The 24,664-nt window shown below is 59.1% G+C and carries 24 protein-coding genes; 8 read left to right on the top strand and 16 right to left on the bottom strand.

All coding sequences use genetic code 11. From position 1 onward, the window contains the following. Window positions 1-19 precede the first annotated feature (19 nt). Window positions 20-1,297: an aspartyl/asparaginyl beta-hydroxylase domain-containing protein gene (locus tag QMG56_RS05745; protein ID WP_281821625.1), complete on the top strand. Its 1,278-nt coding sequence runs from the start codon at window positions 20-22 to the stop codon at window positions 1,295-1,297. On the opposite strand, the gene QMG56_RS05750 is transcribed toward QMG56_RS05745, so the two are convergent. From QMG56_RS05750 to QMG56_RS05760, 3 genes are all read right to left on the bottom strand, one after another. Next, entirely contained in the window at window positions 1,294-2,721 is a 1,428-nt protein-coding gene (locus QMG56_RS05750) for a tetratricopeptide repeat-containing sulfotransferase family protein (RefSeq protein ID WP_281821627.1), read from the bottom strand. The genes QMG56_RS05745 and QMG56_RS05750 overlap by 4 nt on opposite strands. Window positions 2,722-3,172: 451 nt before the next feature. Further along, window positions 3,173-5,752 carry an ATP-dependent chaperone ClpB gene (gene clpB, locus QMG56_RS05755; protein ID WP_230187830.1) on the bottom strand — a complete coding sequence of 860 codons (2,580 nt, stop codon included), beginning with the start codon at window positions 5,750-5,752 and terminating at the stop codon, window positions 3,173-3,175. A gap of 170 nt (window positions 5,753-5,922) precedes the next feature. Then, on the bottom strand, window positions 5,923-7,581 hold the full coding sequence (locus tag QMG56_RS05760) for a M28 family metallopeptidase (protein WP_281821629.1): 1,659 nt from the start codon (window positions 7,579-7,581) through the stop codon (window positions 5,923-5,925). Between the two features lie 182 nt (window positions 7,582-7,763). Here QMG56_RS05760 and QMG56_RS05765 point away from each other — a divergent pair, with 182 nt between their 5' ends. Together QMG56_RS05765 and QMG56_RS05770 are read left to right on the top strand one after the other, a co-directional pair. Continuing rightward, a complete protein-coding gene (locus tag QMG56_RS05765; RefSeq protein ID WP_281821631.1) occupies window positions 7,764-10,688 on the top strand; it encodes a pitrilysin family protein in 2,925 nt (974 codons plus the stop codon). A gap of 26 nt (window positions 10,689-10,714) precedes the next feature. Next, complete coding sequence (locus QMG56_RS05770; protein ID WP_230187827.1) at window positions 10,715-11,017, top strand: hypothetical protein; 303 nt, start codon at window positions 10,715-10,717, stop codon at window positions 11,015-11,017. Between the two features lie 106 nt (window positions 11,018-11,123). Here the strand turns inward: QMG56_RS05770 and pal are convergent, their stop codons facing one another. The 13 genes from pal to QMG56_RS05835 all read right to left on the bottom strand — a co-directional run bounded on the left by pal (window position 11,124) and on the right by QMG56_RS05835 (window position 20,713). Then, window positions 11,124-11,636: a peptidoglycan-associated lipoprotein Pal gene (pal, locus tag QMG56_RS05775; protein ID WP_281821632.1), complete on the bottom strand. Its 513-nt coding sequence runs from the start codon at window positions 11,634-11,636 to the stop codon at window positions 11,124-11,126. 117 nt (window positions 11,637-11,753) lie between these two features. After that, on the bottom strand, window positions 11,754-13,082 hold the full coding sequence (tolB, locus tag QMG56_RS05780; protein ID WP_281821633.1) for a Tol-Pal system beta propeller repeat protein TolB: 1,329 nt from the start codon (window positions 13,080-13,082) through the stop codon (window positions 11,754-11,756). Beyond that, complete coding sequence (locus tag QMG56_RS05785) at window positions 13,079-14,044, bottom strand: cell envelope biogenesis protein TolA (protein ID WP_281821634.1); 966 nt, start codon at window positions 14,042-14,044, stop codon at window positions 13,079-13,081. The genes tolB and QMG56_RS05785 overlap by 4 nt, the downstream gene beginning before the upstream one ends. Before the next feature lie 12 nt (window positions 14,045-14,056). Beyond that, a complete protein-coding gene (gene tolR, locus QMG56_RS05790; protein WP_281821635.1) occupies window positions 14,057-14,527 on the bottom strand; it encodes a protein TolR in 471 nt (156 codons plus the stop codon). Further along, the gene (tolQ, locus tag QMG56_RS05795; RefSeq protein WP_281821686.1) at window positions 14,527-15,222 is read right to left on the bottom strand and encodes a protein TolQ; all 696 of its coding nucleotides are present in this window, start codon (window positions 15,220-15,222) and stop codon (window positions 14,527-14,529) included. The genes tolR and tolQ overlap by 1 nt, the downstream gene beginning before the upstream one ends. A 2-nt stretch (window positions 15,223-15,224) precedes the next feature. Beyond that, entirely contained in the window at window positions 15,225-15,716 is a 492-nt protein-coding gene (locus tag QMG56_RS05800; RefSeq protein ID WP_281821636.1) for a YbgC/FadM family acyl-CoA thioesterase, read from the bottom strand. 103 nt (window positions 15,717-15,819) lie between these two features. Next, window positions 15,820-16,842 carry a Holliday junction branch migration DNA helicase RuvB gene (gene ruvB, locus QMG56_RS05805; RefSeq protein WP_281821637.1) on the bottom strand — a complete coding sequence of 341 codons (1,023 nt, stop codon included), beginning with the start codon at window positions 16,840-16,842 and terminating at the stop codon, window positions 15,820-15,822. After that, window positions 16,839-17,336: a hypothetical protein gene (locus QMG56_RS05810; RefSeq protein WP_281821638.1), complete on the bottom strand. Its 498-nt coding sequence runs from the start codon at window positions 17,334-17,336 to the stop codon at window positions 16,839-16,841. Before QMG56_RS05810 ends, ruvB begins: the two co-directional genes overlap by 4 nt. Continuing rightward, a complete protein-coding gene (gene ruvA / locus QMG56_RS05815) occupies window positions 17,333-17,938 on the bottom strand; it encodes a Holliday junction branch migration protein RuvA (RefSeq protein WP_281821639.1) in 606 nt (201 codons plus the stop codon). Before ruvA ends, QMG56_RS05810 begins: the two co-directional genes overlap by 4 nt. A gap of 46 nt (window positions 17,939-17,984) precedes the next feature. Beyond that, on the bottom strand, window positions 17,985-18,473 hold the full coding sequence (gene ruvC / locus QMG56_RS05820) for a crossover junction endodeoxyribonuclease RuvC (protein ID WP_230188010.1): 489 nt from the start codon (window positions 18,471-18,473) through the stop codon (window positions 17,985-17,987). Beyond that, window positions 18,470-19,213 (bottom strand): YebC/PmpR family DNA-binding transcriptional regulator, encoded by a 744-nt coding sequence (locus tag QMG56_RS05825; RefSeq protein WP_230187818.1) that lies wholly within the window; start codon window positions 19,211-19,213, stop codon window positions 18,470-18,472. The genes ruvC and QMG56_RS05825 overlap by 4 nt, the downstream gene beginning before the upstream one ends. Before the next feature lie 106 nt (window positions 19,214-19,319). Then, entirely contained in the window at window positions 19,320-20,234 is a 915-nt protein-coding gene (locus QMG56_RS05830; RefSeq protein WP_281821640.1) for a dienelactone hydrolase family protein, read from the bottom strand. 62 nt (window positions 20,235-20,296) lie between these two features. After that, window positions 20,297-20,713, bottom strand: coding sequence for a gamma-glutamylcyclotransferase (locus tag QMG56_RS05835; protein ID WP_281821641.1), 417 nt, complete (start codon window positions 20,711-20,713; stop codon window positions 20,297-20,299). Between the two features lie 382 nt (window positions 20,714-21,095). Between QMG56_RS05835 and QMG56_RS05840 the strand changes: the two genes are divergently transcribed. From QMG56_RS05840 to QMG56_RS05860, 5 genes are all read left to right on the top strand, one after another. Continuing rightward, a complete protein-coding gene (locus QMG56_RS05840) occupies window positions 21,096-21,278 on the top strand; it encodes a PspC domain-containing protein (RefSeq protein ID WP_230187815.1) in 183 nt (60 codons plus the stop codon). 342 nt (window positions 21,279-21,620) lie between these two features. After that, window positions 21,621-22,367, top strand: a complete 747-nt coding sequence (locus tag QMG56_RS05845) for a sulfite exporter TauE/SafE family protein (protein WP_281821642.1) — start codon at window positions 21,621-21,623, stop codon at window positions 22,365-22,367. Between the two features lie 91 nt (window positions 22,368-22,458). Beyond that, on the top strand, window positions 22,459-22,584 hold the full coding sequence (locus QMG56_RS05850) for a hypothetical protein (RefSeq protein WP_281821643.1): 126 nt from the start codon (window positions 22,459-22,461) through the stop codon (window positions 22,582-22,584). A gap of 15 nt (window positions 22,585-22,599) precedes the next feature. Beyond that, window positions 22,600-22,899, top strand: a complete 300-nt coding sequence (locus QMG56_RS05855; RefSeq protein ID WP_230187814.1) for an alkylphosphonate utilization protein — start codon at window positions 22,600-22,602, stop codon at window positions 22,897-22,899. Window positions 22,900-22,977: 78 nt separating this feature from the next. After that, window positions 22,978-24,642 carry an MFS transporter gene (locus QMG56_RS05860; protein ID WP_230187813.1) on the top strand — a complete coding sequence of 555 codons (1,665 nt, stop codon included), beginning with the start codon at window positions 22,978-22,980 and terminating at the stop codon, window positions 24,640-24,642. Window positions 24,643-24,664 lie beyond the last annotated feature (22 nt).

Below are 24,664 nucleotides of genomic sequence, written 5' to 3' on the forward strand. Positions count from 1 at the left end.
TTGCGCTCTTATCGTGTTTATGTTTAACAACCTCATGGTAGAGCAATCAGCTAATTTGTCCGCAATTCTGTCGGCTGCCGCAGACGCGCGACGGAGCGGTGATCGAACAGGTGAAATGCGCTGGTTGAGTCAGGCGATGCAAATGGCTCCTGACGATCCGCTGACTTTGAATGCACATGGCATCTCTGCTTTGGCCAGCGAGGCGTTTAGCAATGCAATTGCATATTTTTCTGCAGCAGCAAAAATAGACTCCAAGGAGCCAGCGCTTTGGATGAACCTTGCCGCCGCGTTTCGGGGTGCAGGGGATGATGGCGCGGAACAATCGAGCCTTGAGCATGTGCTCAGTATCGATCGTCGACATTTCATGGCTCAGCTCAGGATGGCTGAGCTAAAGCAGCGGCAGGGGCAGAATGCAGCCGCCGCGCAAAGCTGGAGTAACGTCGTTCAACTGGCTACAGCCATAGAGCATAAGCCAGAGCTGGTTGCGGATGCGCTGAGTCGGGGGCAGTCCTTTCTATCTCAGCATAACAAAAGCATATCGGACAGCCTGGATCGGAGTTTGGGTGACCGCCTCGCCAGTATGAGCGAAGGAGCCAGGCGTTTCAAAGCATGCGTGGACCATAGCTTGGGACGACGCGCCATCTATACCAATCAGTGCGCAGGGGTGCAGTTTCCATTTTTACCTGCAGACGAGTTTTTTGAAGACGCGCATTTCCCTTGGTTCCCGGAAATCGAACGACACACAGATGCCATAGCGCGGGAAGCCATGGCGCTTGTAACGTCCGGGTCCGATATGGTCCGTCCCTATGTTCGTATGCCCGATGGCTCACCGCAAACGAAATGGTCGCCATTGGACGGCTCACTGAATTGGGGTGCCTGTTTTTTATGGGAATATGGTGTTCGTAACGATCCTGTATGCGATCAGTGCCCTACAACAGCAGCTGCGCTATCGGCTATCGCTCAACCACAAATTGCTGGAAAATCGCCATCGGCGTTCTTTTCCATTCTACAGCCCGGAGCCCATATTCCGCCGCACACTGGCGTGACAAATACCCGTGCGATCGTTCATCTGCCACTGATCATACCGAATAATTGTAGTTTCAGGGTCGGCGGCGAAACGCGGCAGTGGGTCACGGGCAAAGCATTTGCGTTCGACGATACCATTGAACACGAAGCCTGGAATCAAAGCGATCAAGCGCGACTGATATTAATTTTCGAAGTCTGGAATCCTCATTTGACTGTCGAGGAAAGAGAGCTTCTCACAGAGTTCTATGCAATTACTGGAAGCGTCGATTAAAATGCAGAAATATCAGCGTACTGGCTAAGAAATTTCTCGTAATTTTTCCAACGACCTGACGACTTGTTATGGAGCGGCTGACGTACTTGCCAGTTACTGGCCGTTTTTACAGCCTTGGTCTTAGAAGGCACCATAAGGCACTGCGGTTCCCAATCAATTCCGCAGAATTCGACGAGTCTTCGAATTCGATCCTCAGGATATTTAACGACCTCATCATAATCCAGGTCGTAAATATCGTCGGGGTAAAGGCCCTTCCAGTGGTCCATCAATTCACGATATTGGTCGATATAATGAACTATATCGGGTATCCTAAAACCATAACTCACGCTGCTGGCGAAGTATAGAAAATATATGGAAAGGATATTATCCAGCGTGTTTCGAAATGTATGAATTATTTTTGCATTTGGAAATATGGATTTAATCAATCCTATATGTAAGAAGTTGTCAGGCCGCTTATCGGTGAAAATGCTATCCGCTAACTGTAGTTCTTTCAGATTGTCATTATATGTCTTGGCAAAAGCTGCAAAATCAGTGTCAGTAAGTGATTGCGCAGCTTGGGGATAAGGCTGTAGTTGATCGCCTATTATTGCAGGTATGAACTCCCGTTCTCCTCCGGCCGTTACACGTGAATGACGCGACAATATCTGTTCGGCCAAGGTCGATCCTGATCGAAACATGCCACAGATAAATATGGGTGCCGGAACATCACGAATGCTGGATGCAATCCGGGTCCGGAAAGTGCATTTAATGTCCTGCACGTGCTGCTTATGCGCTTGCGGATTGTAGCGTTGGAGAGGATCGAGCATTCCGTACGCCAGGCTGTTAGCTGCACTGAAGGCTGCCCATGCCTCATCGAAGCGGCCCTGATCATCCATAGCATGCCCAAGCGCAAATTGCATTTCGGCTATGTCTTCCCGATCGTTAGCCGCGCGCGCTAGCTTCTGCTGCAGATTTTCGGCAGCCTGCGCACTCTTTCCCTCGAATATGTCGATTGCAGCAATCCGGGCGTGCGCCCGGCCATTTGCAGGATAAATAGCGAGCGCGGCTTCGTAAGCGGATCGCGCTTCGATTTGTCTGCCGCAGTCCTCATGCAGATTGCCCAGATTCAGCCATGCCGTAATGTATCGGGGGTTAAGGGATAATGCTTTTTCAAGTTCAATTTGTGCATCTTCGCTACGATCCAAATGATCCATAAGAATAGCGGCACAATTGACATGCACCTCTTCTGGTTGGGACACTCCAAGTGTCAGAGCCCTCTGATATGCATCGAGCGAAGGGTGAAACTGCCGAAGGCAGCGGTGCAGATAGCCGAGATTGAACCAGTCGTCTGCGTTGTCCGGCCTTACCGCGATTAGGCGTTGAAAGGCGTCCAAAGCTTCGGCAAATTGACTTTGCTGAAGATGGCGGACGGCTACCTTCGCCAACTCCGCGATCTGCGCTATGGAACGGTCGCTTTGGCCAGCTTGCAAATTTACCTCACCCTATCTTTATATCACGTCGCTCGGCGGTCATTGCCTCATCGCCAGTTGCGCGCCTACCATTGCGTACCAATTGAAAGACTACAAAAGTCGCGATAGACCATATGCACATCTTAGGGGATAATACAGATGAAAGCTTATTTGGCAGTTGCTATCGTTTGCTCCGTTTTGCCTTCCGTGGCCTTTGCTGATGCACCGCCTGCCAAGCAGAGGATAGATCGAAAGGCCCCGAACTATGTTCGTTGCGTAAGCGTTCTGGAAACGGGATCACTGGTCAAAAGGCATAAGACCTGCAAAACCAATGCCGAGTGGGACCGCGTGGACACGGGGCAGCAGCGTGAAGCCGACGACCTCATTAATAGGGCCCGTGGTGCTATTACGACCTCGGGCACGTAAGTCACCCCACCTTCAACACCAGCGCCCCGTCGCCATCCTCCACCTGCACTGTTGCGCCGTCAGGCACGTCGCCGCGCAGGATTAGGTCGGCGAGCGGATCCTGCAGATAGCGTTGCACCGCGCGCTTTAATGGTCGCGCCCCATAGACCGGATCGTAACCCACCCGGCCCAGCCACGCGCGTGCGCCATCGCTCAGGTTCAGTGTCACCTTGCGATCCTTGAGCAGTTTCTGCACGCGGCTCACCTGAATATCCACGATTGGACCCATATGGTCCGCCGCCAGACGGTGGAACAGGATGATCTCGTCCAGACGGTTCAGGAATTCCGGACGGAAATGCGCGCGGACAATTTCCATGACCTGCGGTTCGACGTCGGCGGTCGTCTGGCCTTCGGTCATAGCCGTCAGATACTGGCTGCCCAGATTGGATGTCAGCACGATGATGCTGTTGGTGAAGTCCACCGTACGGCCCTGGCCATCGGTCAGACGCCCATCGTCCAGCACCTGCAGCAAGATATTGAAGACGTCGCCGTGCGCCTTCTCAACTTCATCAAACAGGATCACTTGATAGGGTCGCCGCCGGATCGCTTCGGTCAGCACGCCGCCTTCTTCGTAGCCGACATAGCCCGGAGGCGCACCGATCAGCCGCGCGACTGAATGCTTCTCCATGAACTCGCTCATGTCGATGCGGACCATTGCGTTGGGGTCGTCGAACAGAAATTCCGCCAATGCCTTGGTCAATTCCGTCTTGCCGACGCCCGTGGGGCCGAGGAACAGGAATGATCCGAGTGGACGGTTGGGGTCTTGCAATCCCGCGCGACTGCGCCGCACGGCGGTGGACACCGCTTTCACAGCATCGGCCTGACCGATCACGCGCTTACCGATGGTTTCCTCCATCGCCAGTAATTTTTCGCGCTCACCCGCCATCATCCGCTCGACCGGAATGCCCGTCCAGCGTGCGACGACACCAGCGATGTCCTCCGACGTCACTTCCTCGCGCAACATCGCCCCTTCCGAAGCGATTGCCGCTGCGGCCAGTTGCTTTTCCAACTGCGGGATCGTGCCGTAGGAAAGCTCGCTCATCTTGGCGAGATCGCCTGCACGTTGTGCCTGTTCCAGCTCAAGGCGCGCTGCTTCCAGTTGCTCCTTGATCTTCGATTCCCCGGCGATCTTGTCCTTTTCCGCTTGCCAGCGCTGGGTGAGCTCGGACGATTGCTGTTCCAGATTCGCCAGTTCCTCGTCCAGCGCGACCAGGCGGTCGGCGCTGGCGCGGTCGGTTTCCTTCTTCAGCGCTTCACGCTCGATCTTGAGCTGGATGATGCGCCGGTCGAGATTCTCGATTTCTTCCGGCTTGCTTTCCACTTCCATGCGCAGGCGCGACGCGGCTTCATCCATCAGATCGATGGCCTTGTCCGGCAAGAAGCGATCGGTGATATAGCGATTGGAGAGCGTCGCGGCGGCCACCAGCGCGCTGTCGGTGATCCGCACGCCATGATGCAGTTCGTACTTCTCCTTCAATCCGCGCAGGATCGACACCGTATCCTCGACAGTCGGTTCACCCACGAAGACGGGCTGGAAACGCCGTTGCAGCGCCGGGTCTTTCTCCACGTGCTTGCGATATTCGTCGAGCGTGGTCGCGCCGATGCAGTGCAGTTCGCCACGCGCCAAAGCAGGCTTGAGGAGGTTGGACGCATCCATCGCGCCATCGCCTTTGCCTGCACCGATCAGCGTATGCATTTCGTCTATGAACAGAACGATCTGCCCTTCGGCGCCCTTCACCTCATCGAGCACACCTTTCAGGCGCTCTTCGAATTCGCCGCGATATTTCGCACCCGCGATCAGGCTGCCCATGTCGAGCGCCATCAACGTGCGGTCCTTAAGGGTATCGGGCACGTCGCCATTGACGATGCGCAAGGCGAGCCCCTCGGCAATCGCCGTCTTGCCGACGCCGGGTTCGCCGATCAAAACGGGATTGTTCTTGGTCCGGCGGGCCAGTATCTGGATCGTGCGGCGGATTTCCTCATCGCGACCGATGACAGGATCCAGCTTCCCGTCGCGCGCCGCCTGGGTCAGATCGCGCGCGAATTTCTTGAGCGCGTCGTAGCGATCCTCGGCACTTTGCGTGTCCGCAGTACGCCCCCCGCGCAACTGATTGATCGCCGCGTTCAGCGCTTCTGCGCGCACGCCCGCCGCAGCAAGCGCCTTGCCCGCAGTTGTAGTGGAGGACAGCACCAGCGCGAGCAACATGCGCTCGACGGTGACGAAGCTGTCGCCTGCCTTTTGTGCGACTTGCTCGGCCTGATCCAACACGCGAACGGCATCGTTGTCCAGACCGGGCGTCTGCTGCGCACCGCTGCCCGATACCGCCGGGACTTTCGCCAATGCCGCATCGGTTTCGCGCAAGGCAACCCCCGCATCGCCGCCTGCTGCCTTGATAAGGCCGGACGCCATGCCCTGCTCATCTTCCAGCAACGCCTTCAGCAAATGCTCCGGGCTGATCCGCTGATGGTTCATGCGGATCGCCACGGTTTGCGCCGATTGCAGGAAGCCTTTGGCGCGGTCGGTGAATTTTTCGAGGTTCATATGCTTACCCTAAGCTAACGTCTTGGGTGGATATGGTGTTGCCAAAATACAACACAAGGGGCGGATGGCAATAATATCCCTACACTCGCCCCTTTGGTTTGAGCTTGGTCAAGACTGCGTCGCAGGAAGATGGTTCGACATGCATGAACTGAACAACGGTAGGGGCATTATTACTTCTTCGCCTTGATCGCCCCCGGTGCGAACACCTCGCCGAAAAAGTCCTTTTCATACCACATGGGCGCTACGTCACCGTCCGCCATCCTTCGTGTAATGCGGTAGTTGGCTTCGGCAAAGCGGGCACCGGCTTCCCAATCGATCTTCTGCTTCATGTCGTCACCGACGTTATGGTAATTCCCAGACAGAAAACTTTCCCACGCCTTTGCGCCACCATTGGCATAGCCAGTCGCGAGGAAGACGGCGGGCACGCCCTGCTTCACAAACATATAGTGGTCGGAACGCACGAAGATGCTTTCCTGCGGCATCGGGTCGGGCGAGAGCTTAAGGTTCATCGGCGCAACGGCCTTGGCGACAATCGGCCCCAGTGTCGAATGATCTGCGCCGAACGCGATGACGTCGGTAAAGGGGTAGAGCAGCAACGGCATGTCCAGATCGACATTCCCGACGATCTTGTTGCCCGGCACGCTGGGATGCCGCGCAAAATAATCGGCCCCCAGCAACCCGCGCTCTTCCGCCGTAGAGGCGAGGAAGATGATCGAACGGCGTGGCTTGATCGGTGCGCTGGCAGCGGCGCGCGCAACTTCCAGCATGGTGGCGATGCCTGCGGCATTGTCCAGCGCGCCATTGTTGATGTGGTCGGAGCCTTCGGGCTCGCCGGGTTTCGCCTTGCTGATTCCGATGTGATCGAGATGCGCCGACAGTACGACATATTCGCTGGCCAGCGTCGGGTCCGATCCAGGCAGGATGGCCGCAACATTAGGGCTGGTGATGCGCTTGCTGACGCTTTCGTTCTGGATACGGATACTGGTTTTCAGTGCAAAGCCCTTCGGGCGTCCACCGGCCTTGTCCGCTTCTTTCCGGATGGCCGTCAGGGTTTTTGGAGCGCCGACGAAGAGTGCGTCGGCGGCAGGGCCATTGAGCGAAGCACCGGCGCGGATGTTTGGTGCTTCATCAAAAGCCTTACCATCCTTGCCGACCCAGGCATAGCTGGCGCTATCGGCCATCTGCACCATCCGCGACCAGGGGCGGGCCTTCATGGATTGAAGCGTGCCGATGCTGACCATGCCGATCGCGCCGTGTTTTTGTGCGGCTTGCGCTTTGGTCGCGCCGACATGCGCGCCTTCCTCGCTCGGCATACCCTTCGGGAAGCCACGCAACGTGACGACGATCTTTCCCTTCACGTCCAGCCCGGCATAATCGTTGATGCCCAATGGCGCACTTTCGATGCCATAGCCGACGAACACCAGCGGCGCGGCAACGTCCAGCTTCGGTTCGTTCGCGCTGGTGCCGATCAGTACGTCACTGGCATGTTTCCAGCTTTTTTCGCCCGCCGGTCCGCTGACTGTGACCGTGCCGGGTGTGGCGCCCCGGTCGGTCTGCTGAAAGGTAACGGTCTGATACCACGTCCCATTTTCGCCTGCGGGTTTGAGGCCCATCGCTTCGAACCGCGTCGCGACGTAACGTGCCGCAATCTCCAGCCCCTTGCTGCCGGTGTCGCGCCCTTCGAGCAGATCGTCGGCAAGAAAATCGACATGCGCACGCACGCCCTCGGGCGTGAACACCGGAGCGTCGGCCGCCTTATCGACCTGCGCAAGTGCCGACGTGGAAAGCAGGGCAATCGCCAATGCGGCGCTGAAGGTTCGGATGGTCATGGATCGGCTTCTCTCACAAAAGAAAAAGGGCGCGTCTCTGTCGCGGCCCATTGCGCACAAAACTATCGTCGTCCAAGCGCCTGTCCAGTGGAAAGCGTATTGCGTCGCTAAAACGGCTCGCTATTCTGGGCCCATTACAGTCGGCTTCTCCACTGACTTGTTGCGTCGTTGAAGGACACTCCATGCTTCCTGCTTTTGCTCCCCGCCTTGCACTGGCTTTCGCTGTTTCTCCCCTTGCGCTTGCCGCTGCGCTCACGCCTGCCATCGCGCAGACCTCTGCGGCTGCCAAGCCCGCGCCGATTGCCGACCTCGTGACGGCGGTAAAAATTCCCTATGAGCAGTTCACACTGAAGAACGGCCTGCGCGTCATCGTCCATACCGACCGCAAGGCGCCCGTCGTCGCGACATCCATCTGGTACGATGTCGGATCGAAGCATGAACCCAAGGGCAAGACGGGGTTTGCCCATCTGTTCGAGCATTTGATGTTCAACGGGTCGGAAAATTCGCCCGGCGATTTCTTTGAGCCGCTGCAGCAGGTCGGTGCTACCGATTTCAACGGCACGACATGGTTCGACCGCACAAATTATTTCCAGACAGTCCCCAAGTCTGCACTCGAAGTCGCGCTGTTCCTCGAGAGCGACCGCATGGGCCATCTGCTCGGCGCGGTGACGCAGGAGAAGCTGGATAATCAGCGGGGCGTCGTTCAGAATGAAAAGCGGCAGGGCGACAATCAGCCTTATGGGTTGGTCGAATATGCCCAGCTTGAAGGCCTGCTGCCCGCTGGCCATCCTTATGCCCATTCCACCATCGGTTCGATGGCCGATCTTGACGCCGCGAGCCTGACCGACGTCAAAAGCTGGTTCACCGATCATTACGGCCCCAACAATGCTGTGTTGGTGCTGGCGGGGGATATCGACGTTGCCACGGCCAAGCCACTTGTAGAGAAATATTTCGGCGACATTCCGGCAGGCAAAAAGGTTCAGCCAGTAAATGTACCCGTCCCGTCGCTGGCTGCGCGCAAGGACATGGTGATGAAGGATCGCGTAGCAACGACGCGCCTTTATCGCTGGTGGGCTGTGCCGGGCCTGAACGATGCGGACGAAACGCCGCTGGAGATTGGCGCGAGCGTGCTGGGTGGTCTCGCCAGCTCACGACTGGACAATGAACTGGTGCGCAAGGAGCAGGTCGCCGTCGGCGTGACGGCGTCGCTGCAGGAATTCGCGCAGCTTTCGTTCTTCGAAGTGACGGTGGATGTGAAGCCCGGCACGGACGCCAAGATGGTCGGCGACCGTCTCGATGCCTTGCTCAAGGACTATATTGCGAAGGGGCCGACCAAGGATGAAGTTGCGCGCGTAGCCACGTCGCAGATTTCCGGCACAATAGGCGGGCTTGAGTCCGTCGGCGGCTTCTCCGGAAAAGCGGTAACGCTGGCCGAAGGTGCGCTTTATTCTAACGATCCATCCTTCTACGCCAAGCAGTTGAAGGAAATGGCCGCTGCCACTCCGGCGCAGGTCACCGCTGCCATGCAGAAATGGCTCACGCGCCCCGTATTCGCGCTGACGGTTGAGCCGGGCGACCGCGATGCCTATCAGAATGCAGGCGGCAAAACCTCAATCCGCAGCGGTGTAGTCAATGCGCCTGCTTATTATCGCATGCCTGCCGATGGCGGCGCACGCAATGCCACGGTCGATGTCCCGCCAGCCGCGACCAGTGCACCGCGCACCGTTGTCGACCGCAGCAAATTGCCCGAGGTCGGTGCGATCCCCAAACTGGATTTCCCGACCGTCGAAACGACGACGCTGTCCAACGGGATCAAGGTCCATTTCGCGCGCCGCGATACGGTGCCCACGCTTCGCCTGTCGGTGGTATTCGATGCAGGCAATGCCGCCGACCCGCATGACAAGCTGGGTACGCAGGCTATGATGCTGGCGATGCTGAAGGAAGGCACGCGCACCCGTACCAGCATCCAGATCGCTGAGGAGCAGGAGCGACTGGGCGCAGCCATCTCCGTTGGTGCCAGCATGGATCGCACGAGCGTCGGCATGTATGCGCTGATGCCGAACCTCGCGCCTTCGCTCGATCTGCTGGCGGATATCATCAAGAACCCGGCGTTCGACGCAAAGGAACTGGAACGGGTCCGCTCGCAGCAGTTGTCGAAGATCGCGCAGGAATTGACGCAGCCGCAGGCGCTCGCCAGCCGCACCCTCCCGCCGCTGTTATATGGCAAGGATCATCCTTACGGTGTTCCTTCCAGCGGCACTGGGGATCCGGCAGTGGTCAAGCTGTTGACTCCGAACAACCTCGCCGGTTTCCACAACAAGTGGATTCGCGGCGACAATGCAGAGATTTTCGCAGTTGGTGCGACAACGCTTGCCGACCTTAAGCCGATGCTTGAGGCGCGTTTCGGTACATGGCGGATGACGCGCGACTTGCCAGGCGAAAAGAACTTCGACGTCCCCACACCGCCCGCCCAATCGCGGATCGTGCTCGTGGATCGGCCGCAGTCGCCGCAGTCGGTGATCTATGCCGGTACGCTGCTGGATGCCAAGGGGACAGACGATCTCGTCACCTTCCTTTCCGCCAACGACATATTGGGCGGCAGTTTCCTCAGCCGCATCAACATGGACCTGCGCGAGACGAAGGGGTGGTCCTACGGCGTGTTCTCGACCATCAATCGCTTCGAGAACCAGTTGCCCTATATCATCGTTGCGCCGGTGCAGGCCGATCAGACCGGCCCTTCGATCGCTGCATTGAAAAGCCAGATAAGCGATTTCCTGACATCCAAAGGCGTAACGCCGGCGGAACTGCAACGGACGGTGAATGGCAGCACACGCGAACTGGCGGGCAGCTTCGAAACCTCAGCCGACGTGCTGGGAGAGATGCAACGTGACGTGTTGTACAAGCGGCCGTTCGATTATGTCGAAACACTGGAAGATCGTTACAAGGCCCTGACTGCGCCGCAACTCGACGCTGCTGCGCGCAAGATGATCGACCCCAGCAAGGTCACCTGGGTCGTTGTGGGCGACAAGAAGGTGGTGATGCCTCAGCTTGAGAAGCTGGCTATTCCCATCACCGTCGTTGACAGCACCAGCATAGCCACCAAATAGGCAACGGATTTTCAGGGAGAGACATTATGGCGACAGTAGACGGTGCTTATGACTGCGTGACCAAAACCCCGATGGGCGATCAGTCCAGCGTGTTCACGGTCATCAGCAATGGCGACAGCTTTCACGGCACCAATGCCGGGGCGATGGGTTCACTCGACGTGAAGGACGGAAAGGTCGACGGCAATTTGTTGACGTGGAAGATGGAAATGACTGTCCCCATGCCCATGACGCTGGAGGCTGAAGCCGTTGTCGAAGGCGACACGCTGACGGGCACGATCCAGCTTGGAGCATTCGGCTCTGCGGCAATGACGGGCAAAAGGCGCGCATAACAGCCTCACAGGCCGTCATCCTGAACTTGTTTTAGGATGACAAGACACGAAAAAGGCCCGCCAGTCATACGACCGGCGGGCCTTTTCATTGTCCGCTAAACTGCGATCAATATTGCACGGTCACCGTAACGGCACGACGGTTCTGCGCCCATGCACTTTCATCCGAACCCAATGCAGCGGGACGTTCCTTGCCATAGCTGATCGTCGTCATGCGCGACGAATCGATACCGAGCGAAGCCAGGAAATTCTTCGCCGAATTAGCGCGCTTTTCACCGAGCGCGAGATTGTAGTCGCGGGTGCCGCGCTCGTCGGCATGGCCTTCGATGGTTACGCGGATATTGGGATTGGCCTGCAACCACTGCGCCTGACTTTGCAGAATGCCCTGGCTCTGCGCATCGACGTCGAACTTGTCCGTGCCGAACAGAATGCGATCCGACTGGACGCTCGCCACAAAGTCCTCCTGACTGCCTTTGACGACACCGCCTGTGGTGGCGCCAGTATCGGCCGGCATCGTGTTATCCACAGGTGCGGGCGGCAATTCCTTCGGCGGCTTCTTGGCGCAAGCGGCAAGGGATATGACGGCTATCGCCATCAGCAGGCTGCGGGACAATGCGTTCATGATGTTCTCCTTCGTGGGGGAAAGCGAGGGTGCCGATCATTCGTCACCCGAAAACTCGGTTCAGATCGTTACGCTGTCAAGACGATTACGCTTCAACGCTTCGACAGTTCCCTCCGATCAAGGAAGCAGTGGTCCCCAGGCCGGATCGGACCCGTTCAGCGGCGTGGGGATACGACGCTCGTTCACACCTGTCAGATCGACTTGCCAAACCTGGCTACCGCCACTGCGGCCTGCACTGGTGCGGAAGAATTGCAGGACGCGGCCATTGGGCGACCATGTTGGTTGCTCATCCTGCCAACCGTTGGTCAGGATGCGCTCATTGCCGCCATTGGGGCTCATGACCGCGACCTTGAAATCGCCGCTGATCTTGGTGAAGGCGATCAGGTCGCCGCGGGGCGACCATTCCGGCGTTGCATAACGTCCGCCGCCATGGCTGATCCGCTGCTGGCTCGATCCATCGGCATTCATTACGTAGAGTTGCTGCCCTCCGGAACGATCGCTTTCGAATACGATCTTGCTACCATCGGGCGAATAGCTGCCACCCACGTCGATGGCGGGCGATGTCGTGAGACGAACCGGTGCACCGCCTTGTGCGGATACGCGATAAATGTCGGTGTTGCCTGCGACTGCCATCGAAAACAGGATATTCCGGCCATCGGGCGACCAACGCGGCGCAAAGGTGGCATTGCTGCTTTCGGTCACCAGCCGCTGCTTGCCGGTCCCGATGTCATAGACATAGATGCGCACCCTATTGTTGAGATAACTCACATATACGATGGACTTGTAATCGGGTGAGAAACGCGGGGTCAGGGCCAGGCTCTGCCCGTTGGTGATAAAGCGATGGTTGGCGCCATCGCTATCCATGATCGCCAGCCGCTTGACGCGCTTGTCCTTCGGCCCACTCTCCGCGATGTAGGCAATCCGGCTGTCGAAGAATGGGCTCTCACCCGACAAGCGCGCATAGATGGCATCCGCACATTTATGGGCCGCGCGCCGCCAGTCGCCGGGGGACACGACATAGCCCTGTCGCGTCAGTTCGGATTTCAATGCCACGTCATAAAGATAGCAGCCTACGGTAATGTCGGCATTGCCTCCGGTGGAGCGCACAAAACCCTGAACCAGCGCTTCGTAGCTGCTCCACTTTTCATAGGACGGAAAAGTGACTTCCGGCACCGTCACGCCGGGCAAACCGCCCGGACCGGAAGGCTCAAACAGGCCGGATCCTTTGAGGTCGGACGCGATGACTTCGGCGATCTTGCGACCCAGTTCGTCCGTCGTGCCAGCGGGCGTCTGGACAGATTGCTGCGTCGGCAACACAGGAACCGCGATCTTCAGGCTCGACGCGCTTTCGTCGGTCACGTCCACGCTCAACTGCGCCATCGCCGGGGTGGCGAACACTGCAAGTGTGAGCGCCGTTGTGGTCGCCAGTTTCTTCCAATGGATCATTGCGATAGCCTTTTGTCGAATGCGATGCGGAGCGATTTCCAGCCGTCATACAGATCGGGCGGCAATTTGAACGGTGCTGCTAAACGTATGGCCTTCACCGCCAGTTCCTGATGCAGCTTGACCTGCGTACGATTGCTGGCGGTGACGCCGGTCGTGTCCACAACTTCGGGCGATCCGGAGATGGCGCCGCTGGGCGTTAGTTCGACCGCGACAATAGTGCGCAACTGCTCGACATCGGCGCCGGTCGGTGCCTTCCAATGCGGCTTCAACTGCCGACGAATTTCCGAATCGAGCGCCGATTTCTGCCGCGCGCCAATTACGGCCGCGGCCGGGGCGGCGTTACGCGGGGCGGGCGTTTCACTTTGGATGCCCTTGAGGAAATCGGGGCCAAGCTGCGATCCGCGCGGTTTGTCGGTCTTGCCCTTGCCGGTCGCCGCCGCGGCAGGCTTTGCAGGCGTCGGCTTATCCTTGCTGGGCGCTGGCTTCGCGGCAGGTTTGGCCGGAGCAGGCTTGGCTTGCTTTGCGGGCGGCGTCGGCTTTGCCCGTTCGGCAGGCGGTGTGACTTTCGCAGGCTTGGGCTTTGCGACCGCAGGCTTTGGCGCAGGCGGTTTGGGCTTGGCGCGCTCCACGGGCCGCGTTGGCGGTGCAGGCGTCGGCTTTGGCGCAGGCTTGGGCGTCGGTGGAGGCGGTGGAGCTACGACCGGCTCACTCGGCGCAGCCACGCTGGGCGCCGGTTCCGCTGTCTCGCCAAGCTCAGGCGCGACGCTGGGCGGAGGCGGGTCGCGCGAAATCTGCGGTGCTGCCGATTGCAATGCAACTTCATCGACCAGCGAAACGTCCATCGGCGGGGAATTCAGCTTCAACGGATTGGGCGTGGTCAAAAAACCGGTTGAGAGCAGGCCAAACAACAGCACATGCCCGGCGGTCGCAACGCCAAGTCCGATTTTCTCCGTGCGCTCCATTACCGACAGTCCTTAGCGCTGCACGTCTGAACGCGCGCTGACGCTAGCATCGGTAGCACTGGTGCTGACCAACGCGACCTTGTTCAGGCCCGCCGCATTCAATTCCCCCATCACCTCCATCACACGTCCGTAATCGAGGGCGGTGTCGGCCCGCAGGAATATCTGCGGCGGGTCCATCCCGGCCGTCGCTGCGCGAATTTCCGCCAGCCGCCCAGCGAGATCCCCCATCGACACTTCGGTCTCGTCGATGAACAGGCCGCCATCGCGATTAATCGACACGACTGTCGGCTTCTGGTCCTGATCCAGACCCTTTGCCTTGCTGTCGGGCAGGTTCACCGGCACTCCGGTCACCAGTAACGGTGCCGTTACCATGAAGATGATGAGCAGCACGAGCATCACGTCGACCAGCGGCGTCACGTTGATATCCGCCATCGGCGCACGCCGGCCACCGCGACGCGCAGAGGGAGGGCCACCCATCGCCATCAGCGCTGCGTCTCCAGTTCGCGGCTCAACGTCGCATAGAATGCATCGGAAAAGCGATTGAGGCGCGCTTCCAGCTTGTTAATGCCGTGGCTGAACCGGTTGTACGCGATCACTGCCGGGATGGCCGCGAACAAGCCTATAGCGGTCGCAAACAACGCTTCGGCGATCCCCGGCGCCACGACGGCAAGGCTGCTATTCTGTTCCGCTGCTATCGACGTGAACGCGCGCATGATGCCCCATACGGTGCCGAACAGCCCGACGAACGGCGCAACGCTGCCGACCGTCGCTAGGATGTTCAGCCGATCCGACATTCTGTCGATCTCCGCCCCTGATGCGCTGCCCATTGCCGTTGCGAGGCGGTCACGGGTGCCTTCCCGATCGATCGACTTCGCTGCGGTCGAGCGTCGCCATTCCGCTACGCCCGCTGCCATCACCTTTGCGCTCGGCAAATCGGACTTCGCGCGCGTCTCATAGAAACGGTCGATATCTTCCGTTTGCCAGAAATCGTTCTCGAACTTTGCGCACCCTTTGGACGTGCGCCCTATCGAAAAGCCGAAGCTAATGATGATCGCCCACGTCCAGATGCTGGCTGCAAGCAGACCGATCATCACGCCCTTCACGACGATGTCGGCCTGAAGGAACAGCGCCAGCGGCGATATGGTGGCGGCCTGAGTGGCCAGAGTCAGCGTAGGCATGGTCATGAAGAAATATCTTCCCCTTGGGCAAGGCGCGAGAAAATGGCGATCCAGGGCTTGGGTTGCCGTTGCGGGCGGCCCTGGGGAGTCAAATAGGCAGCGGTCACATCGCCGTCGGTGACTATGTCCGCACCGCGCATGACCGTTTGATGAATGGTGCATGTCGCAGCGCCAATGGCGGTGACATGGCTCCTGACGATCAGGTCGTCGTCCAGCCGGGCAGGGCGGCGATAGGCGACAGCGATATTCGCCACCGCATAGACGCCTTCGCCGCCTTCATGGTTGCCGCGCTGATCGATCCCGGCGACCCGCAGCATGTCCGACCGGGCGCGCTCCATATAGCGCAGGTAATTGGCGTGATACACGACGCCCGACAGGTCAGTGTCCTCGAAATACACCCGCACCGGAAAATAATGCACACCGCCAACGAACCTCCCCGTTGCTGGGTGTAGATCGGCAGGCGGATTAGACAACGGGAGGGGCGCGACGCTCATGACCGCCGTTTAACCATGATCGGACTCGGGGGCAAAGGCGTAAAATGGCCATTATGCAACCATTTGGTCGGCAGGAAGGGGCAACTGGTCCGAAGAATGGGTGTCAGTCGAACAAACCCTCCTGAGCGCCCTCCGGTGGATTGAGGCCGAGATGCTTCCAGCCGCCAGCATTCAGGCATCGCCCGCGCGCTGTACGGGCGATCAGCCCCAATTGAATGAGATAGGGTTCGATGACTTCTTCTATGGTATCGCGCGGTTCGGATAGCCCTGCGGCCAGCGTCTCCACACCCACCGGCCCACCGCGATAAATGTCGGCAATCATGGTCAGGTAGCGACGATCCATCAGGTCGAGGCCCAGATGATCGACGTCGAGCCGCAACAGCGCTGCGTCGGCGATTTTCGCATCGACCGTTGCATGGCCCGCGACATTGGCAAAGTCACGCACCCGCCGCAGCAACCGTCCGGCGATGCGCGGTGTCCCCCGCGACCGGCGCGCGATCTCAGTCGATCCGTCTTCCGTGACGCTAAGACCCAGCAGCCCTGCCGCCCGCCGCACCACCAGTTCCAGTTCGGGCACCGTATAGAATTGCAACCGCACCGGAATGCCAAAGCGGTCGCGCAGCGGCGTCGTCAGCAAGCCCTGCCGTGTGGTTGCTCCCACCAGCGTAAAGCGCGGCAAATCGATCCGCACCGATCGCGCCGATGGGCCTTCACCGATCATCAGATCAAGCGCTCGGTCCTCCATCGCGGGATAGAGAATTTCCTCCACAGCGGGCGCAAGCCGGTGGATTTCATCCACGAACAGCACATCGCCTTCGTCCAGATTGGTCAGCAGCGCAGCGAGGTCGCCGGACTTGGCGATCACCGGACCCGATGTTGCCCGAAAGCCGACCCCCATTTCCTTGGCGACGATCTGCGCCAGCGTCGTCTTGCCCAGCCCCGGCGGGCCGAAGAACAGCACATGATCCAGCGCTTCCCCCCGCTGCCGCGCGGCCTGAATGAATATGCGCAAATTCTCCCGCGCCGTCTTCTGCCCGATAAATTCGTCCAGCGTCTTGGGCCGCAAAGCCGCGTCCGCGTCCTCCGCGCGACGAACCGGGGTGATGAGGCGTTCGGCGTCGGTCATCGTTCAAACTGCTCTATTTCATCACCAAGCGCTAATAGCGCTCGAATATTTTCTGCAGTTTCGGTGGCATGCGACCTTTTATCAAAAATAGTTGAATTCGATAGATATTGTGGGCTCGGATTAGTACTATCCAAGAATAGCTTTGCTCTATTATAAAATTCTAGAATTTTGCGAGCATGTTGTTCGTTGAGGACGCCGATATCAGCACGAAAGGTTTCGTATATGTCAAGATAGTTTGCCTGAGCTGAAATGGTTAACAAGCCGCCATCCCAATCGTCGCTCTCCGCCTGCTTTTCTATCAATGTCGCATCATTCAAATAGTCCTGCGACCGGATGAACGCACACAAAAAGACTGTTTGATACTTTAGTGTGTTAAATACCAAGCGTGACTTGTGCGTTCGTTCACGGATCCGATCAATCAGTCCAAACAAACCTGTAGCGCATGAGCCAATTAATGCAGCGATCAGTTCGCTACTGCCAAATCCATCACTCACTTCGCTGCCTTCCGCAACGCCAATCGCACCAGTGCATCCAACGATGCGCCTTCGCCCAGATCGGCCTCCGCCGCGGCGACGGCGGCGCTGGCTTCACCCGGCTTGAATCCCAAATTCTGCAAAGCAGACACCGCATCCGCGCCGTGGCTGCCCGCGGGCATAGGCACCATGCCTGCACCAATTGCGGCACCGGCTGGCGCCACGCCGATCTTGTCCTTCAACTCGTTCACGATCCGCATGGCGAGCTTCGGCCCCACGCCATTGGCGCGCGCGACCATCGCCTTGTCGCCGATCGCAATGGCGCGATGCACTTCGGCAGGTTCCAGCGCGGACAGGATGGCCAGCGCCACCCGCGCGCCCACGCCTTGCACGGCAGTCAGCAGGCGGAACCAGTCGCGTTCCTCTGCGCTCGCAAAGCCCATCAGGCGGATGGCGTCGTCGCTCACCAGCATTTCGGTGTGGATCGTCACCGCGTCGCCGACAAAGCCCAGTGCGGACAGCGTGCGAGACGATGCGCCGACGAGATAGCCCACGCCCCCCACATCGATAATTGCATGGTCTAAACCGGTGCTGTCGAGGCGGCCTGAAAGTTTCGCGATCATGTTATGTTCTTTAGCGTCATTTCACGGAAGGACGCAACGGGAAGTGTCAGCGGCCTATCCGCCGCGCCGTTGCGCTATGGTGGGCGTGCGTGATCGCCACCGCCAGCGCATCCGCAGCATCCGGTCCGGCAATCGCTGCACCAGGGAGTAAGCGGCTGATCATGGCATGGACCTGATCCTTGCTCGCGTTACCAACCCCCACGACCGATTTCTTGACCAGTCGTGCGGCATATTCGCCAACCTCTATGCCGGACTTCGCCGCGTTGAGCAGGCAAATGCCCCGCGCCTGTCCCAGCTTCAGCGTAGATTGCGGATTGGCGTTGACGAACACTTCCTCCACCGCCGCCGCACTTGGGCGATACTGAAGAATAAGGTCGGTCAGCGCCGCATCAAGCGCCAGCAGCCGCGCGGCCAGAGCCGCCTTGGTGTCGGTCTTGATCTGGCCGTTGGCGATATGGCTCAGCCGGTTGCCGTCGACGGCGATCAGCCCCCAGCCCGTGGTGCCAAGGCCGGGGTCGAGGCCAAGCAGGATCAGCCGAGTTTCTCCATCACCTCTTCGGAGACTTCATAATTGCCCCAGACGGTCTGTACGTCGTCGTCATCGTCGAGCACATCGATCAGCTTGAAAAGCTGCTGCGCGGCATCGGCTTCCAGTTCGACGGTCGTTTGCGGACGCCATGCGAGTTTCACGCTTTCCGCTTCGCCCAGTGCAGGCTCAAGGCCTTTCGCGACTTCATGGAGCGCATCCATGGCTGTCCAGATTTCATGCTCGTCTTCAGACGACGACACGTCCTCCGCGCCGGCTTCCAGCGCCGCTTCGAACACCGTGTCGGGATCGCCGACCTTCGCTGGATAAGTGATAAGGCCCAGACGATCGAACCCGTGGCTCACCGCACCCGATGCACCCAGATTGCCGCCATTCTTAGCAAAGGCCGTGCGCACATTGGTCGCCGTGCGGTTGCGATTGTCGGTCAAGGCTTCGACGATCAAAGCCACACCCGCCGGGCCATAGCCTTCGTAGCGGATTTCTTCGTAATCGTCTCCGCCGCCCTGTGTCGCCTTGTCGATGGCGCGCTGGATATTGTCCTTGGGCATCGACTGCGCTTTGGCCGCGTTGACGGCGGCGCGCAGGCGCGGGTTCATGTTTGGATCGGGCAGGCCCATCTTGGCCGCGACGGTTATTTCGCGGCTGAGCTTGGAAAACATCGAGGAGCGCTTTTTGTCCTGCGCGCCCTTGCGATGCATGATGTTCTTGAATTTGCTATGGCCGGCCACGGCCTGCTCCTGACATATCTGGTGGAACGAAGCGCGCTGTCTAGCGGGGCGGCAAGCGGCTGGCAACCACCGCAGAAATCTTCGATGCGATGGCTGCCGACAGCGCTCATTTCCTTACGTATTTGCCGAACCAGTCGAGCGTCGCGGTCCATGCCGCCTTTGCTGCCAGTTCGTTATAGCTTGGGCGATAGTCCGCCATGAATCCGTGATCGGCATCGGGATAGACCGTGATGTCGGAGGGCGGGGCCTTGCCCAGTGCCTTCAGCTTCGCTTTCATCAGGTCGAGATCGGCAACCGGAATGCCTTTGTCCTTGCCGCCATATTGGCCCAGCACCGGCGCGTTAATCTTGGCGGCTTCCTCGATTGCGCTGCTCGGCTGCAACGGCGTCGGCTTGCCGACCACGCGCCCATAAAAGGCTACGCCGCCATCCAGCGCCTTGCTGTGCGCCGCATACAACCACACCACACGCCCGCCCCAGCAGAAGCCGGTGATCCCGCGCCGCGAAGCATCCCCACCATTCTGGGCTGCCCAGGCGTAAGTGCTGTCGATGTCGGCCATCACCTGCGCATCGGGCGCCTTCGAAACGATGGTATCGATAAGGGCTTTAAAGTCCGCTTCCTTGGTCGCGTCGCCATGCCGCGCAAAGAGATCGGGCGCGATGGCGCAATAGCCTGCCTTGGCAAAGCGGCGGCATATGTCCTTGATCCATTCGTGGACTCCGAAAATTTCGTGGACGACGATAATGACCGGGGCAGGTTTTCCACCCTTGGGCTTGGCAACGAAGAGCGGCACGGCAAAGCCATCAGTGGCTTTTACGCTGGCGGTCTGTTCGGTGATGTCCTCGGCATCCGTCTGGACCGTGGTCGAAGCCACCGGTTGACAGGCCGCAGCGAAACCGGCGGCGAAGGCTCCGCCCACCAATAGCTTGCGGCGATCCATCCCGGTGGATGCAATCCAGTTGCGGTCTTCGGGAAGGCGGTCGGTTGCTTCGACGCTATCGGGTGTCTTGTTGTCACGCATGGCACTCTCCTGATGGCTTCCCCCGCGCTCAGCCTACGCCATTGGAGGCGTGTTGCAACGGGTTAGCGCTCGTCGTCGAGAAAGTCGCCGCTCTCGATCTCCCGAACCCCATCCGTCGAATAGCGGTAAACATAGGTCCATGCAGGGATCGTCGCCTCGGCCATTCTTACATCTATGACGACACGCGCATATTCATGGGGTTCGGGGTTATGCGCAGCACATTCTTCGTAGTCGTCGAGGCCAGCGAACAGAGGAGCGTCATCTGCAATCTTGAACACATCCCCCTGAACCCATCCCGCAGCCGGATCGGGTACGAAGCCAGGATAGCCCGCCAGTGCGTATAATCTGCCGCGCGCTTGTGCTGCGCCTGTCCACGACGCATGCGTCGCCAGCCAATGCGCCATAGGTGAAATGCTGCCGCGCCGCAGCGTGCCATAAACAAACAGGTGATCGACAGACAGCAACGACGAATTTGGCATGCCTTGGCTTAACGGACCAACAATGCTGAATCCAGCCTGACTATTTTCCTATGAAGCGATGAATTTTCCTAACCTGTAGGGATTATTTCCGCGGCGTTGGCGACCTTTGCCTCGCCAAACCCCGTATTTTCGGGGAAAACGAAAATTGGCACGACCCCTGCAATGTAGTTTGCATCAACCGGATTGTCCGGTCGCACACAGACAGGGAGTACCAACAATGACCTATTCCAAGCTTCAGAACGCCGCATTCTCGCTGGTCGCCGCTTTCGTCGTCGCCACCGTTTTCGTCAGCGCAGCCGTCGGTCCGGTCGTCACGCTCGTCTGAGCCGACGGCCCCGCCACAACCTTCAAACCGCAAACCGAACATAAGGACATATATATCATGGACCGCAGCTTCACTCTCGACCGCCGCAATGGAAAGATCATGGGCGTCTGCGCCGGTCTGGCCGAGCGCACGGGTGTCGATGTCGTGATCATCCGCCTTGCACTTGTATTACTGACGCTGCTGGCATTCGGACCGATCGGCGTGGTCGGCTATCTGCTCGTGGGCTGGCTCGCCAACTGATCCGGTGGGATGTCAGATACAAAAACGCCGCCCCGGCCATAGGCCTCGGGCGGCTTTTTGTCGGTCCGCACATGGCACGGACCTAAAAAACAGCAGGTTTCGAATTAGGCGTACAGAACGCCATAGAATGCGATCATCTGAGCGCTCAAGGCCACCAGTGCTGTGACACCATATGTTGCGTAACGCATTTTTAATTACTTTCTATTGAACGATAATTGCGGGATGGCGCAACTACTCGCGGGCCTATCTTGTCACAATCGCAAAAAGTGACGATGCGATTGCACATAACGCAACTCTTGTTTCCCGATGGCCCGCTGCTCGATATCCCGCTAGGGCGCGAAAATGTTGAGCGATCCCCTATTCCTATTCACCGCCTGTTTGGCGGTGATCCTCATCGGCTTTGCCAAAGGCGGATTTTCTGGCCTGGGCTCCCTTGCGACCCCCCTGCTAGCTCTTGCATGCGGGCCAGTGCAGGCTGCGGCCATTCTGCTGCCGATCCTGATCGCCGGTGACGTGGTCAGTGTCTGGTCGTTTCGGCATAGCTGGAACAGGCGGATCGTGGCGATCATGCTGCCCGGCGCGCTGCTGGGCATCGGCATTGGCTGGGCGATGGCGGCATCCTTGCCGGTGGCGGCCATCATGGCGGCTCTTGGGATAATTTCCATCGCATTCGGCGGATGGCGTCTGTGGGTCGAGCGCGGAGGCGCGGTGCCTGCACCTGCGCAGTCCTCGCCCATCATCGGCGCGGCGTTTGGCATTGCGACCGGCTTTACCAGCCAGATCGCCCACGCGGGCGGGCCGCCGTTTCAGATGTGGGTTTCTCCGCAAAGACTGCCGCACACCGAGTTTGTGGGCACCAGTGCCGTCCTGTTTGCCTTGATCAACTGGGCGAAAGTGCCAGCTTATGTTGCGCTTGGGGAATTTAGTTCGGCCAATCTTACCATCTCTGCCGCGCTCATCCCGCTTGCGCTTCTGTCGACGCTGGCGGGCGTCTGGTTCATCCGCCGGATGCGCGGGGACAAGTTCTACACGTTGGTTTACATTTTGATGATTGCACTTGGCGGCAAGCTTCTCATCGACGCATTTTAGCGTGGGAGGCCCAAGCGTCCGAATTCATGCTTCATAGGAAGGCCGATCTGCTATCTTCTGCACCCACGCATAATATATAAGGATAAGCGCCATGGCCAAAGGACAGAAAAAGACGAGCCGCGAAGCGCGCAAGCCGAAGGCTGAGAAGCCGAAAAAGCCCAATGCATCCAATCCGTCGACCAAGCCCGGTGGCCTTAGTATTGTAACCATCAAGTAAACGAAGAGCAGAATAATGGCTGAAGAAGAATTCATCTACGACGAAGCAACGGGTGAATGGATCAATCCCTCGCAAGCGGCCAGCGTAGGCAATGACGATGCGGTTGCGGTGGTCGACGCGGTGGGCAATCCACTGGCCGACGGTGACAGCGTGACGCTGATCAAGGATCTGAAGGTCAAGGGTGCCGGGCAGACGTTGAAACGCGGGACGGTGATCAAATCGATCCGCCTGACGGGCGATGCGCAGGAAATCGATTGCCGCTTCGAAGGGATAAAAGGGCTGGTGTTGCGCGCGGAATTTGTCCGCAAACGCTGATACAGCGCTTTCCTTGCCTGAAAACATGGTCTTGACGATAGTGTTGGACGGCATTCTTCGATAGGGATCGTGTCGCTTATGCCGACAACGACCGCAAGCCCGCCATCCATATCGCCGCTGCGCATCCCGATTTTTCGCGCTGTGTGGCTGGCCAGTATGGCGTCGAATTTCGGCGGCCTGATCCAGTCGGTCGGCGCGTCGTGGATGATGACGTCGCTGGCCACGTCCAATACGTTGGTGGCGTTGGTGCAGGCTTCGACGACGTTACCGATCATGCTCCTGTCGCTGTTGGCAGGCGCGATGGCCGACAATCTCGACCGACGCCTGGTCATGCTGTGGGCGCAGGGTTTCATGCTGGCAGTATCGCTGGCGCTCGCCGCCTTTGCCTGGGCCGGTTGGTTGACGCCCGTGCTGTTGCTCGGGTTCACTTTTCTCATCGGTTGCGGCACGGCATTCAATGGTCCCGCATGGCAGGCATCGGTCGGCGACATGGTGCCGCGCGCGACTCTGCCGGGTGCAATTGCGCTCAACAGCATGGGATTTAACATTGCGCGGAGTCTGGGTCCGGCGATCGGCGGCGTAATCGTGGCGGCGGCCGGGGCTGCCGCAGCCTTCGCGATCAATGCGGTCAGCTATGTGGGGTTGATAGCGGTGTTGGTCGGTTGGCGGCCTGAGCGTGTGCCAAGGGTGCTCCCCCGGGAGGATATCGGCACGGCGATGGGTGCAGGCGTGCGCTATGTCGCCATGTCCCCCAATTTGCGCATCGTGCTGGTGCGGTCTGCCTTGTTCGGCTTTGCGGCCAGCGCAATCCCGGCATTGATGCCGCTGATCGCGCGCGATCAGGTGGCGGGCGGCCCGCTCACTTATGGTTTGCTGCTCGGCGCATTCGGCGTGGGGGCGGTCGGCGGTGCATTGGGCAGCGGTCGGTTGCGCAACGCCCTGTCGACCGAGTGGATTGTCCGGATCGCGGCAACCGCCCTGACGGTAGGAGCGGCGGTAGGGGGTGTCAGCACCCTTATGCCACTCACGCTGATGGCGCTATTTCTCGCTGGGGCGGGCTGGGTGCTGGCGCTTTCGACGTTCACCGTAACGGTGCAGATGGCTGCGCCCCGCTGGGTCGTCGGTCGCGCCGTCGCGCTTTACCAAATGGCTGCATTCGGGGGCATGGCTTTGGGAAGCTGGGTGTTCGGCGAAGTGGCGGACATGCACGGCGTTGCGATCGCTCTTGCCGCTGCTGCAGCCGTGCAGGCATTGAGTGTGCCTTTGGGACTGTTTCTGCCTCTGCCGCAGGGGGAAGCTTTGAACCTGGACCCCCAGAACCGCTGGAGCGAGCCGGACACGGCCGTTCCCATCGAACCCCGCAGCGGCCCCGTGGTCGTTACGATCGAATATCGCATCCTGTCGCAGCATATTCGCGATTTTCTTGCGGTCATGAATGAGCGCCGCCGTATCCGTGTGCGCGACGGTGCCAGACACTGGACGTTGCTGCGCGATCTGGGTGACGAGAACCTCTGGATTGAGCGCTATACCGTGCCAACCTGGCTGGAATATATCCGGCATAATCAGCGGCGTACCCATGCCGATACGGCGAATTCCGATCTGATCCAGGCTTTGCATCAGGGGCCGAACCTGCCGCAGGTACACCGTATGATCGAACGCCAGACGAGCCTGTTCCTGCCTTCTCGCACCGATCCGCCGCCTGCCGCCATCGATCCCCTGACCGATCCTACGCGGTCGAGTTGATGCGATCCCTTTCCTTCCACCG

Origin of the sequence: Sphingobium sp. BS19 (genome assembly GCF_027925545.1) — a bacterium.
In the GTDB taxonomy this organism is placed as follows: domain Bacteria; phylum Pseudomonadota; class Alphaproteobacteria; order Sphingomonadales; family Sphingomonadaceae; genus Sphingobium.